General features: G+C 64.3%; 12 protein-coding genes and 1 pseudogene. 8 read left to right on the top strand and 5 right to left on the bottom strand.

All coding sequences use genetic code 11. The annotated features are described in order from the left end of the window. Positions 1–4: 4 nt before the first annotated feature. Both ACR9ZC_RS05295 and ACR9ZC_RS05290 read left to right on the top strand, forming a co-directional pair. Positions 5–901, top strand: coding sequence for a glycine-rich domain-containing protein (locus ACR9ZC_RS05295; RefSeq protein ID WP_481579410.1), 897 nt, complete (start codon positions 5–7; stop codon positions 899–901). 195 nt (positions 902–1,096) lie between these two features. Beyond that, a complete protein-coding gene (locus ACR9ZC_RS05290; RefSeq protein WP_481579409.1) occupies positions 1,097–1,441 on the top strand; it encodes an HPF/RaiA family ribosome-associated protein in 345 nt (114 codons plus the stop codon). A gap of 79 nt (positions 1,442–1,520) precedes the next feature. Here ACR9ZC_RS05290 and ACR9ZC_RS05285 read toward each other — a convergent pair whose 3' ends face one another. From ACR9ZC_RS05285 to ACR9ZC_RS05265, 5 genes are all read right to left on the bottom strand, one after another. Then, positions 1,521–1,931 carry a response regulator gene (locus ACR9ZC_RS05285; RefSeq protein WP_331573957.1) on the bottom strand — a complete coding sequence of 137 codons (411 nt, stop codon included), beginning with the start codon at positions 1,929–1,931 and terminating at the stop codon, positions 1,521–1,523. A gap of 152 nt (positions 1,932–2,083) precedes the next feature. Then, positions 2,084–2,734, bottom strand: coding sequence for a response regulator transcription factor (locus ACR9ZC_RS05280; protein ID WP_331573955.1), 651 nt, complete (start codon positions 2,732–2,734; stop codon positions 2,084–2,086). Next, positions 2,731–4,872 (bottom strand): PAS domain S-box protein, encoded by a 2,142-nt coding sequence (locus tag ACR9ZC_RS05275; RefSeq protein WP_481579408.1) that lies wholly within the window; start codon positions 4,870–4,872, stop codon positions 2,731–2,733. Before ACR9ZC_RS05275 ends, ACR9ZC_RS05280 begins: the two co-directional genes overlap by 4 nt. A 352-nt stretch (positions 4,873–5,224) precedes the next feature. Then, complete coding sequence (locus ACR9ZC_RS05270) at positions 5,225–5,425, bottom strand: hypothetical protein (protein ID WP_331573951.1); 201 nt, start codon at positions 5,423–5,425, stop codon at positions 5,225–5,227. 197 nt (positions 5,426–5,622) lie between these two features. After that, on the bottom strand, positions 5,623–6,015 hold the full coding sequence (locus ACR9ZC_RS05265; protein ID WP_481579407.1) for a response regulator: 393 nt from the start codon (positions 6,013–6,015) through the stop codon (positions 5,623–5,625). Positions 6,016–6,231: 216 nt separating this feature from the next. On the opposite strand from ACR9ZC_RS05265, the pseudogene ACR9ZC_RS05260 reads away from it, so the two are divergent. From ACR9ZC_RS05260 to ACR9ZC_RS05235, 6 genes and pseudogenes are all read left to right on the top strand, one after another. Beyond that, a pseudogene (locus tag ACR9ZC_RS05260) lies at positions 6,232–6,993 on the top strand (PAS domain-containing protein); the annotation flags it as partial. Then, positions 6,973–7,662 carry a sensor histidine kinase gene (locus ACR9ZC_RS05255; protein WP_481579731.1) on the top strand — a complete coding sequence of 230 codons (690 nt, stop codon included), beginning with the start codon at positions 6,973–6,975 and terminating at the stop codon, positions 7,660–7,662. The pseudogene ACR9ZC_RS05260 and the gene ACR9ZC_RS05255, both read left to right, overlap by 21 nt. A 78-nt stretch (positions 7,663–7,740) precedes the next feature. After that, positions 7,741–8,451, top strand: coding sequence for a TetR/AcrR family transcriptional regulator (locus ACR9ZC_RS05250; protein WP_481579406.1), 711 nt, complete (start codon positions 7,741–7,743; stop codon positions 8,449–8,451). Between the two features lie 65 nt (positions 8,452–8,516). After that, positions 8,517–9,443 (top strand): HlyD family secretion protein, encoded by a 927-nt coding sequence (locus ACR9ZC_RS05245; protein ID WP_481579730.1) that lies wholly within the window; start codon positions 8,517–8,519, stop codon positions 9,441–9,443. After that, entirely contained in the window at positions 9,440–10,414 is a 975-nt protein-coding gene (locus tag ACR9ZC_RS05240) for an ABC transporter ATP-binding protein (protein ID WP_481579405.1), read from the top strand. The genes ACR9ZC_RS05245 and ACR9ZC_RS05240 overlap by 4 nt, the downstream gene beginning before the upstream one ends. Continuing rightward, positions 10,411–11,568, top strand: coding sequence for an ABC transporter permease (locus ACR9ZC_RS05235; protein WP_481579404.1), 1,158 nt, complete (start codon positions 10,411–10,413; stop codon positions 11,566–11,568). Before ACR9ZC_RS05240 ends, ACR9ZC_RS05235 begins: the two co-directional genes overlap by 4 nt. Positions 11,569–11,570 lie beyond the last annotated feature (2 nt).

Below are 11,570 nucleotides of genomic sequence, written 5' to 3'. Positions count from 1 at the left end.
GACCATGCAACAACCATCGAAAAAACAAACAGCGGCCATGTGGCAAGCCATCGACGAGCTCGATTTCGAGCGCATCAAAGCGAAGCTGCTGCATCGGCATCGTGACGAGGCGCGCGTCGAGGAAGTCCGCCGCGCGGAAATCGGTTATCGGCAGTTTCTCAAGCTGGCCGCGAAGTATCCGGACATGCCCGTGGTGCCGAGCGAGGCCGTCGACGAGTTTTGGCACATGCACATTCTCGATACGCAGCGCTACGGTTCGGACTGCGAAGCGATCTTCGGGCATATGCTCCATCACGATCCGTATCTCGGCATCGGCGGCGCGGAGCACGAGCCGCAACGCGTACAACAGGCGACGGCCAGCGAGGCGCTGATGATGCGCGAGTTCGGAGAAGCGAACGAAGGCATTGGTGCGACGGCCGCCTACTGCGTCAAGGCGCTGGACGAAACGGCGTCGGCCGCCTACTGCGTGCGCCCGCTTGCCGACGAATCGTCGGCGGCTTATTGTGTGCGGCCGATGGCGAAGGCAGCGGATGCGGCTTATTGTGTGCGCCCGCTTGCCGAGGGGGCGTCGGCGGCTTACTGTGTACGGCCGATGGCGAAGGCGGCGGATGCGGCTTATTGTGTGCGCCCGCTTGCCGAGGGGGCGTCGGCGGCTTACTGTGTACGGCCAATGGCGAAGGCGGCGGATGCGGCTTACTGTGTGCGACCGATGGCGAAAGGGTCGCAGGCAGGTTACTGCGTACGACCGCTCGGTGAGAGCGCGTCGGCGGCTTACTGTGTGCGGCCGATGGCGAAAGCGGCGGAGGCGGCTTACTGCGTACGCCCGCTTGCCGCACAAGCGTCAGCCGCCTATTGCGTGCGGCCGGTCGCGCCGGCGGACGCAACGCATTCGCCGTCCTGAGTTCGCGCGACGTCGGACACGGGGTGGGGCGCAGGGGACACGGCGCCGCACACCCGCACCGCCCATTCGTCACTATCGCCGCCTATCCTTCCACGCACGGTACTCGTTTGCCGTTGACCCAGGTCAACGTGTCTTTTCGTGCGCGCGCGAAGATTGTGTCGTAGCTGCTGTCCTATGCGGGCACGGCGCAATCGATTGAACGAGGAGGCGGTGATGGGCATCGGCATGCAGATCGTGTATCTCGGGTTTCCCGGGAACGCGCGGATAGAAGCCGAGGCTGCGGTACAACTGCTGCGTCTCGAACGGTTCAGCCGCATGCTCGGAAGCTGTCACCTCGCGATAGAGGAGCTTTCGGCGAATCAACATATGGTTTTCGACGCAAGGCTCGATCTCGTGACGCGCAGCGGCCAGCTTTTGCCGATGCCTCACTGCGCGGACGACGATCCGGAAGCCGCGGTGCGCGCCGCGTTCGATCACGCCGAGCGCAAGCTGGCCGGTTGCGACGGCATGCCGCTCGGATCCGGCGCCGCAAGTGCCTGAGCGCCTGCGGGTGCGTACATTGGCGACGCGGGAATCGGGGCGGCCCCGCGTGTCGCAGGCCGGCGCGGCTCGCGGCGTTTCAGCCTGCCGCGTCCTCGTTTTTTTCCTGGGCCAGCCGCGCGATGGTCTCCATCGCCCGATCGAATTCGGTGGTCTTGTCGAAGAAGTAATCGGCGCCCGCGGCGGCGCTCGCTTCGCGAAAAACATCGCTCGCGTAGTTGGTCAGCACGATGGTGACGATGGGATCCGTACGGTCGCGCAACGCGTGCAGAAGATCGATGCCGTGGCTATCCGTCAGCCGCAGATCGACGATGACCACATCGGGTTCCTTTGCTGCGATGCCGCGAAGCGCCGCCTCGACATCCTCCGCCTCGCCGACGATCAGCCCCGCCCCGGCGGGCGGCTGAATCCGTTCGGCCAGCCGCTTGCGCACGAGCATGGAGTCTTCGACGACGAAGACCTTCAAAGGAGATGACGTAGGTGAGCTCATATTCACCAGTATCATCGCCCGTCAGGCGGCTGCAAATCGGCCAAATAAGAAGATCGCGTAGGTGTTGACGAAGCGCCCTGTAGGACGTTTCCTACCGGGCCCCGATGGGGCGTCGATTGTGCCGGTGTGCGCTTGGCGGAACCGGTTCGCGCTCATATCTGGTCGCTGTCGTCGAACAGTTTGTGTTGGATCGCGTAGCGCACGAGCGCCGCTTCGTGCGGCATCTGCATCTTTTCGAGGATGCGCGTTTTATAGGTGCTGACGGTTTTTGCGCTGACGCACAGCTCGTGGGCGATCTCGGTGATGGTCTGGCCGGCCGCGATGCGCCGGAAGACGTCGAACTCGCGATCCGAAAGGCGCTGATGGGGCGCCATGTCGGTGGGCTCGTTCAGACTTTGCGCCAGGCGTTCGGCCATCGACAGGCTGACGTAGACGCCCCCCGCGGCGACCTTCGTGACTGCCGCGACGAGTTCCGTGCTGGCGCTTTCCTTCGTCAGATAGCCCGAAGCGCCGGCCTTGAATGCGCGTACGGCGTACTGCTGCTCGGCATGCATGGTCAGTACCAGTATGCGCAGCGATGGCGTCTCGTCCTTGATCTGTTTGACGAGCTCGACGCCTGTGCGGGGTCCCGGCATGGACAGATCGAGCACCAGCACGTCGGCCGGGGTGCCTCTGACGAGGTTGACGGTGGTCGGGCCGTCGTAGGCTTCGCCGGCAACTTCGAAACCGCTCGTGTTTTGCAGAATGTGCCTCAGACCATCGCGCACGAGCGTGTGGTCATCGGCCAATAGAACTCTGGTCATGGCAGCGCCTCTTCCTGTTGTATTGCTGCAAGCGGCAGTATGACGGTTATCGCGAACCCGCGCCCGGTGGCTGTCTGGATTTCGACGGAGCCGCCGAGCATGTGGGCGCGCTCGCGAATCCCCAACAGCCCGAAAGTCTTTTCCCCGTGGCCTTCGGTGTCTTCCGGGGCGGCGCCGCGTCCGTTATCGGCAATCCGAAGCCGGCATCGATCGTTCGCGACCGTGAACTCGACGCTGACACGCGTGGCTTCGGCATGGCGGATGACGTTCGTCAGTGCCTCCTGCATGATGCGAAACAGCGCCGTTGCCCCGTTGCGCGAAAAAAGCACGTCGCCCGGCTCGATGCGGCGCGCCACCTCGATGCTGTAGCGCGTCGTGAAATCATTGAGCAGCCATTCGATGGCGGGTAAGAGCCCAAGGTCGTCGAGCATCACGGGCCGCAGATCCGCCGCAATGCGCCGGACGGAGCCGACCGTCGTATCGATGATGCGGCGCATGCCTTGCAACTGGGTCAGCACGGCGGACGGCACCCCGTCCTGCGCGCCCAGCACTTGCTGGACCGACGAGATATCCATCTTCAGTGCGGTCAATTGCTGCCCGAGATCGTCATGCAGCTCGCGCGCGATACGCGTTTTCTCGTCTTCGCGCACATTCTGCAGGTTGGCCGAGAGTTCGCGCAGTTCCTGGCGCGATGCCTTCAATTCGTTCTCGGCTTTGACCCGCTCGGTGACGTCGCGCAACATCACGGTGTAGAACTTGCGCTGTCCGTCGCCGTCGGAAATCTGCGAAATCGACGCTTCCATCGGGAATTCCTCCCCGTTGGCGCGCAATCCCGTGAGCACGCGCTGGCGCCCCATCTGGCGTTCGGTGACGCCCGTCGCGCCGAACTGCTCGACGTGTTTGCGGTGCATGTCGCGGTAGCGCTCGGGAATGAAGCGGTCGAGCGAACTGCCGATGGCGTCCATCGCGGAGCATCCGAAAATACGCTCGGCCATCGGGTTGAAGATGACGATGCGCTGAGCCTCGTCGAGTGTGATGATCGCTTCGGAGGAGGCCCGCACGATGGCCATCATCCGGGCTTCGTTGAGCGACGAGAGCGAGCGTGCCAACCCGGCGGTGGCAAGGGTTTCGCCGCGGCGATACGCGAATACGAACGCGGTGGCGCCCGCGATCAGCGCCGCGAGCAGGCCCGACGCGATGAACGCGCCGGTGGCGAAGCCGAGCGGCGCGCTCAGCAGCGGGTCGTCGCTCGCATAGCTGACGCTGACGAGTTGACCGCCGAAATGCAGCTTGTCCGTGTGCTGAAAGCGTGCGGGCGAGCCGGACGGCATGGGGAAGTCCTGCAGCGATGCCGCGGGCGGGTAGAGTGCGACCGCGGGTGTGCCGGCGGCGACGCGCATATCGACGCGAGGAGATCGGGCCGCGACGCTGGCAAACAGATATTCGGTATCGACTTGCGCCAGGATGACGCCCGCCAGCTCGGCACGACGGGTCGAACCCGTCATCGGCATGGGCGCATTGCGGTAGACAGGGAGGTACATATCGACGCGTGCGCGCTGCGCGTGATCGGCGCTGTCGATATCGTCGTCTTTCTGGCTCGCATGGACGCTCAGTACGACTTGCCCGGAATCGGCAGCGCGTTGCAGTGCGGGGAGCGTGTCCGCGCGGGTGTCGAGCTGCAATTGCCCCGTGCCGTCGGGACGCCGGGGCCACATGAGCATGACTTTCGCGGCGCTACCCGTCGCGAGTTCGCCGCTCGACACGTTCGCATAGCCGAGTGTACGCACGCACGGCGGGGCGTCGTCGAGCGCCAGATGGGCGATGTAGCGCTCCCACGCGTCGGTGCCGGGCATCGTATCCTGCGCCCCGATGAAGCCGGCAGCCCCTCGCACGATGTGGGTGCACATCTGGAGTTCGCGATGCAGGTCCACCGTCAGGCGGCTCGCCGTCATGTCGAAGCGCTCTTGCGCCGAATCGAGCAGGCGTTGCCGGACGAGCGTCGTGGCCACGGCGGTGATCAGGAAGACGAGGCAAGCCGCGACGACCGCTGCGAAAAGAGGCTCGCGCGAACGGCCTGACAGGCCTCGGAGGCGACCGGGCGGTGCGGCGGGGGGCGGCGAGGCAGCAACGTCTGGCATGCGATATTTTTTGGTGGTCCGGCTTCGAACGGCCGAGCGAGGCCCGTGATCGATCAATTGCACGCGTGTTTCCGATGACCTGCGCGGTCAGCGGCGACTTTGGGCGAAATTGTGCGCGAATTACGGCCGCCTGCCAATGGCGGAACGCAATGGCCGATATGGCCGAAAAAGGAGGGTGGGATGAAAGATCGTCGGCGCCACCGACATTGCGTTCATCGCGCCGCCAGGCGAACGTCGCAAGGCGTCAGATGATGGCTATCCGGAAAGAGCGGACCGCATTGACTTGCGTCAATCGATTCAGCGCCCGCTGGACTCGTCTATGCGCAATAGATGCCGCAATAAATCCGGGGATTCAGACTGGCTCTTTCTCGGCCAGCGCGCGGCGTAGCGCATCGACGAAGCGCAGAAACGATGCGAGCGAGCCCCCGACGCTCTGATAGGTCTCGCGCCCGATGCGCCCATCGAGAGTCACCAGCAGACCGGCATCGCGTGCGAGCTGCACGATTTCCTCGACCTCGCTCGCGCGTGCGTCTTTCGTTGTGTGGTCCGACATCGCGTATCTCCGTAGCGCATCCGCATTGGCCGCGTCCTGGCACTCGATGTCCGGTCATGCCGGCGGCGTTTGTATCGGTGTCGCGGTTACGTTGGTGTTGGATCCAGTATCGGCTTCACCGGATGTCTTTGAAATCAGGTCGGGCTGAATCTGGCGTAAGCGGCAAGCGCGCCGATTGTCGGGATTCGCCTACAACCTCAGCGGTGAGCGAGCTCGCGCACCGCGTCCCGCACACGCAGGGCTTCGGACGATTTGTCGAGGACCAGGCGTGCGCCGAGCTCCAAGCACGCGGCTTTCATTTGCGGGTAGATCGCGTTCGTCAACACGATGGCGGCAATGCCCGGGGCATGCTCGCGCAGCCACTCGAGCACGGCCAATCCGCTCGTTCCCGATTTGAGCTGCAAATCGAGCACGACCATGTCCGGTTGCGTGAGCCCGATGCCGGCGCAAGCGGCATCGGGCTCATCGGCCATGCCGACGACTTGCGTCCCGGCGACGGAGCGGACGAGTTCGGCGATGCGCTCGCGAATGGTGGGGTGATCCTCTACGAGAAACACCTTCAAGGCCGGTGGCGGCAGGTTCGATTTCATACATGCAGTCTGGCCCAAACCCGCGCGGTTGCAAATCGGTGCAGGATGCAATTGCTGTGCGCATTCGGGCGGCCGTGTCGGACACCGCTTACAGCTTCGGCCAATGGGGCCGGTTGGCAAGCATTGTGCTGGAGATTAGACTGGCGACATCTCTGCCCGGGAGTCTCCGTGGATTCACGCCCGCACTTCACGCATGGCCGGCGCGCGGCTTCGTCGATCGACCGTGTGTCGGGCGACGAGCGTTATCGCTCGCTCGTGGAAGCGATCAACGATTACGCGATCTTTCTCCTCGACGCGGACGGATACGTTGCGACCTGGAATGGCGGTGCGGCGCGGATCAAGGGCTACCTTCCCGACGAAATCATCGGACGCCATTTTTCCGTTTTTTATCCTCCCGAGAACGTCGCGCGCGGCTATCCGGACGAAGAGCTCGCGCGCGCGGCCGCGCATGGGCGTTGGGAAGACGAGGGCTGGCGTTTGCGCAAGGACGGAAGCCGTTTTTGGGCCAACGTCGTCATTACGGCCTTGCGCGACCAGCAGGGCGTGCTGACGGGCTATGCCAAGATCACGCGCGACATGACCGAGCGCCGCCGCCACGAAGAGCGGACGCAGCAAAGCGAAGAGCGGCTCAGGCGGCTCATGGATGCCGTCGAAGACGGCATCTTCATGCTCGACCCCCAGGGACACGTCACGAGCTGGAACGCGGGTGCGACGCGTCTCAAGGGATTTGGCGCATCGGAAATCATAGGCCAGCATTTTTCCCGCTTTTACCCGATGGAAGACATCGTGGCCGGCAAGCCGCAGGCCGAACTCGCGGCCGCGGCCGCCCACGGGCGCACCGAGGACGAGAGCTGGCGCCTGCGCAAGGACGGTTCGCGGTTTTGGGCCAACGTCATCATCACCGCTGTCTACGGGCAGCGAGGCGAGTTGATCGGATTCGCGGCAGTCACGCGAGACATGACCGAGCGCAACGAGCTGCGGCAGTTGCAATACGCGAGCGAGCTCGCGGCCCGAATCGAGGCTGCGCGCGAGGAAGAGAAAAAACGTATCGCGCGAGAACTGCACGACGATCTCGGCCAGCAGTTGACGGCGCTCAAGATGGGGCTCGCCACCGTGCTTGCCGACGACACTGCCCGTGCCGCGCAACTACGCGATGCCGTCGATCGCGCCATCGTCTCGGTGCGGCGCCTCGCCGCGGGTTTGCGCCCCGCCGCGCTCGACGATTTCGGGCTCGTGCCCGCCCTCGAATGGCTTATCGACGATTGTCGGCAGCGCTCCGATTTGCATGTCTCGCTCGTGACCGAAACGCAGGACGTCACATTCAGCGAAGCGGCTTCGACAGCGTTGTTCCGGATCGTGCAGGAAAGCCTCAGCAATGCGATGCGCCATGCGTTGGGCGCGACGTCGGTCGAAGTGGCGCTGATCTGCGCCGCCTCGATTTGCGATCTGAAGATCAGCGACAACGGGACGACCGCGCCGGCGGGCGGCAGCGATGACACCGAGTTCCGCAAGGACCGGCCGCCGCCATCCGGCCTCGCCGGTATTCGCGACCGCGTGCGCCGCTTGGGCGGCACGGTGACGGCGGGTCCCGATGCGGCGGGCGGGTTCACCGTCCATATTTCGATTCCACGGTACGCGGTCGAATAGGAAGGGTTTGCGGCCTGCATGGGTCGTATTGCAGCAATCGACCTTGAAATTAACTAACGCATGAATTAAATTTGAAGCATGAACAGGACTGCATCCGGCGCGCCGAGACCCAGGACGCGGGGGCGGCGCCGCGCCGCGCCCGATCTCGACGGACGCGAACGTCTCCTCGATCGCGCGACCGAGCTTTTTGCCGCGCAAGGCATCGCCGCGACGACGATGGCGCAGATCGCCTCGGCGGCGGACGTGACTTCGGCGATGGTCCACTATTACTTCAAGAATCGCGAAACGTTGCTCGATATCGTCGTCGAGGAGCGCATCGCACGCGCTATTCACTTCGTCTGGCAAGTCGGCGAGGCGGACTACGAGGAGGATGCGGCGCAACTCGCGCATCAGCTTGCCGACCGTCTGTTCGACGTCACAGGGCGCATGCCGTGGTTGCCCTCCCTGTGGTTGCGCGAAGTCGTCAACGAAGGGGGCCTGTTGCGCGAGCGGCTGCTTGCACGTATTCCGATGGACAACCTCCGGCGTTTCGCGCACCGGATCCAAGCCGCGCAGCGAGCCGGCACGGTGAATCCCGACATCGAGGCGCCGTTTCTTTTTCTATCGATACTCGGGCTCGTCATGCTGCCGCTTGCGACCGCGACGATATGGCAAGGGCTGCACAAGATGCCCAAGCTCGGCCGTGCTGCGCTGCAGCGGCACGTCGCGGCGTTGCTGACGAGCGGCTTGCAACCGCCTGCGGCTGCGCGAGGCCGCGGCGCGAGCAAGCCGGCAAGGAGCCGCACATGAAGCCCTTCGCGACGTCGCGGCGCAGCCTGCGCGGGCGGCATCGGTCGATGCTCGGCGTGTGGGTGATGGCGTTGGGCCTCGCCGCGGGCGGGTGCACGCGCGAGCGTCCTGTGAGCTGGCAGGGCTACGCGGAAGGCGAATTCGTGTACCTCGCATCGTCGCAATCGGGCACGCTCGCACAATTGAGCGTGCACCGTGGGCAGGAGGTCGCGGCCGGCGCGACCGTTTTTGCGCTCGAGTCCACTTACGAGACGGCGGCGCTCGATCAGGCCGCTCAGCAGTTGAGTGCGGCTCGAGCCCAACTGGCCGACCTGTCGAGCGGCAAGCGCGCCCCGGAGGTCAACGTGACGAAGGCGCAGCTCGCACAGGCCGTCGCGAATGCGCGCAAGGCCGCTCAACAACTGACGCGCGACGAAGCGCAGTACCGCGCAGGCGGCATCGCCAAGGCTCAGCTCGACGACTCTCGCGCGCTGGCCGACACAAGCGCCGCGCAGGTGCGCGAGTTGACGAATCAGGTCGCGGTTGCCAGATTGCCCGCGCGAGCCCAACAGATCGGGGCACAAAAAGCCCAGGTCGAGGCGGCCCAAGCCAGCGTCGAAGAGGCACAGTGGAAGGTCGATCAGAAACGCGTCGTCGCCGCGCAGGCCGGCATCGTCTACGACACGCTTTATCGCATCGGCGAATGGGTGCAAGCCGGCAATCCGGTCGTCCAGATGCTGCCGCCGCAGAACGTCAAGGTACGGTTCTTCGTGCCGGAGCCGGTCGTGGGCGGGCTCGCGGCGGGCCGCGAGGTCATGGTTCATTGCGATGGCTGCGCGGCCGATGTGCCGGCGACGATCACCTACGTTTCGCGCGAAGCCGAGTACACGCCGCCGGTCATCTATAGCAACGAGACGCGCGCAAAGCTCGTCTTCATGGTCGAAGCACGTCCTGCCGTGGCCGATGCCCCGAAGCTGCACCCGGGCCAGCCTGTGGAGGTGCGTCTGCGATGAGCGCGCCGGCAAACGACTACGCGATCGACGTGCGTGGGCTCAATAAGCGATTCGGTGCCAAGCATGTCGTCAAAGACGTCTCGTTGCAGGTGCGGCGCGGCGAAATCTTCGGCTTTCTCGGCCCGAACGGAAGCGGCAAAACCACGTCGATCCGGATGATGTGCGGTCTGCTGACACCCGACTCGGGCAGCGGCACATGCCTTGGTTTCGACATCGTTCGCGAGAGCGCGCAGATCAAGCGCCACGTCGGCTATATGACGCAACGGTTTTCCTATTGGGAGGATCTCTCGATTCGCGAGAACCTCGATTTCGTTGCGCGCGTCTACGAAATGCCGAACCGCAAGGAGACCGTCGAGCGCTCGCTCGAATCGCTAGGTCTTGCCGAGCGCGCCGATCAACTCGCGGGGGCGCTTTCGGGCGGCTGGAAACAGCGGCTGGCCCTGGCGGCCTGCATGCTGCACGAACCGGAATTGCTGTTGCTCGACGAGCCGACGGCCGGTGTCGATCCGAATGCGCGGCGGGAGTTTTGGGAGGAGCTGCATCGACTGGCGGCGCGCGGCATTTCGGTTCTGGTCAGCACCCATTACATGGACGAGGCCGAACGGTGCCACAAACTCGCGTATATCGCGGACGGTACGCTGCTCGCGCAAGGCAGCGCGGCCGAAGTGATCGATGCACAGCACCTTTGCACCTGGACGATCGAGGGGGAAGGGCTGACCGCGCTGTCCGAGCGGTTGAAAGCGAAGCCGGGCGTGGACCAGACCGTGGTCTTCGGCTCTGCTCTGCACGTGAGCGGAAGCGATCGCGCGGCGCTGGCCGCAACCCTCGCTGAAATCGAGAAAGAGGGCGCGCAACCTGGGCATGCGCGCTATCGCGTTGCACCGATCGCGACCGGTCTGGAAGATGTCTTCATCTATCTCATGACGCGTGCGCCGAACAACGAGGCGCACGCCGGGGGCTCCCGGCCATGAATGCCGCCCCCTCTCCGCGCGTTGCCCGCTTCTCGTTCGTGCGATGGTGGAGCATCGTGCAAAAGGAGTTTCTGCAATTGCGGCGGGACCGTGTGACGTTCGCCATGATCGTCGGCATTCCTGTCATTCAGCTGGCACTCTTCGGGTTCGCCATCAACGACGATCCGAAGCACTTGCCGACCGCGGTCGTGGTGTCCGATCAAAGTCCTTTCGTGCGCAGTTTCATTTCGGCGTTGAAGCATTCCGATTATTTCGATGTGGTCGAGAGTCTTCCCGACGAGGCATCGGGACGCCGCGCGCTCGCTCGCGGCGACGTGCAGTTCGTCGTCAGCGTACCTGTCGATTTCTCTCGGCGGCTGCTGCGCGGCGAGCATCCGTCGTTGCTCGTTGAAGCCGATGCGACCGATCCGGTCGCGACCGGCTCCGCGCTGCAGGCATTGCCGAATCTCGTGCAACCGGTGGTCGACAAGGATCTGACGGGGGCGCTCGCGCATTTGAACGGACGTCCCGCCGCGTTCGGAATTCAGGTGCATCGGCTCTACAACCCCGAAGGCATCACGCAGTACAACGTCGTGCCGGGTTTGATCGGCGTGATTCTGACGATGACCATGGTCATGATGACGGGGCTTGCGATCACGCGCGAGCGCGAGCGCGGCACCATGGAGAATCTGCTCGCGACACCGGTGCAGCCTCTCGAGGTCATGACCGGCAAGATCGTGCCTTATATCTTCATCGGTCTGCTGCAGGTGTCGATCATTCTTGCTGCCGCGCGCCTCGTCTTTCATGTGCCGTTCGCCGGCAGCCTCATCGCCCTCTACGTCGCGGCCTTACTGTTCATCGCGGCGAATCTCACCGTCGGTATCACGCTGTCTTCGCTCGCGCAAAACCAGTTGCAAGGCATGCAGCTGACGTTCTTCTATTTTCTGCCGAGCATCCTGTTGTCCGGATTTCTGTTTCCGTTCGCGGGCATGCCGGTCTGGGCGCGGTTCATCGGCGATCTGCTGCCGCTCACCTATTTCACACGGCTCGTACGCGGAATCCTGCTCAAAGGCATCGGCTGGTCCGACATGTGGCCTTCGGTCTGGCCGCTTGCGCTGTTTACGCTGCTCGTCATGGGCGTTGCGGTGCGCTTTTATCGGCGTACGCTCGATTAGGG

This window comes from Trinickia sp. HAY1-2D, from assembly GCF_056754935.1.
The sequence above is the reverse complement of the archived record's forward strand: the minus strand, read 5'-3'. Positions and strand labels throughout refer to the sequence as shown.

What these genes read in the sequence shown, in the direction of transcription:
- ACR9ZC_RS05295 (WP_481579410.1), top strand. Translation starts at nt 5, where the DNA reads ATGCAACAACCATCGAAAAAACAAACAGCGGCCATGTGGCAAGCCATC.
- ACR9ZC_RS05285 (WP_331573957.1), bottom strand. Translation starts at nt 1,931, where the DNA reads ATGAGCTCACCTACGTCATCTCCTTTGAAGGTCTTCGTCGTCGAAGAC.
- ACR9ZC_RS05280 (WP_331573955.1), bottom strand. Translation starts at nt 2,734, where the DNA reads ATGACCAGAGTTCTATTGGCCGATGACCACACGCTCGTGCGCGATGGT.
- ACR9ZC_RS05275 (WP_481579408.1), bottom strand. Translation starts at nt 4,872, where the DNA reads ATGCCAGACGTTGCTGCCTCGCCGCCCCCCGCCGCACCGCCCGGTCGC.
- ACR9ZC_RS05270 (WP_331573951.1), bottom strand. Translation starts at nt 5,425, where the DNA reads ATGTCGGACCACACAACGAAAGACGCACGCGCGAGCGAGGTCGAGGAA.
- ACR9ZC_RS05265 (WP_481579407.1), bottom strand. Translation starts at nt 6,015, where the DNA reads ATGAAATCGAACCTGCCGCCACCGGCCTTGAAGGTGTTTCTCGTAGAG.
- ACR9ZC_RS05255 (WP_481579731.1), top strand. Translation starts at nt 6,973, where the DNA reads ATGACCGAGCGCAACGAGCTGCGGCAGTTGCAATACGCGAGCGAGCTC.
- ACR9ZC_RS05250 (WP_481579406.1), top strand. Translation starts at nt 7,741, where the DNA reads ATGAACAGGACTGCATCCGGCGCGCCGAGACCCAGGACGCGGGGGCGG.
- ACR9ZC_RS05245 (WP_481579730.1), top strand. Translation starts at nt 8,517, where the DNA reads ATGGCGTTGGGCCTCGCCGCGGGCGGGTGCACGCGCGAGCGTCCTGTG.
- ACR9ZC_RS05240 (WP_481579405.1), top strand. Translation starts at nt 9,440, where the DNA reads ATGAGCGCGCCGGCAAACGACTACGCGATCGACGTGCGTGGGCTCAAT.
- ACR9ZC_RS05235 (WP_481579404.1), top strand. Translation starts at nt 10,411, where the DNA reads ATGAATGCCGCCCCCTCTCCGCGCGTTGCCCGCTTCTCGTTCGTGCGA.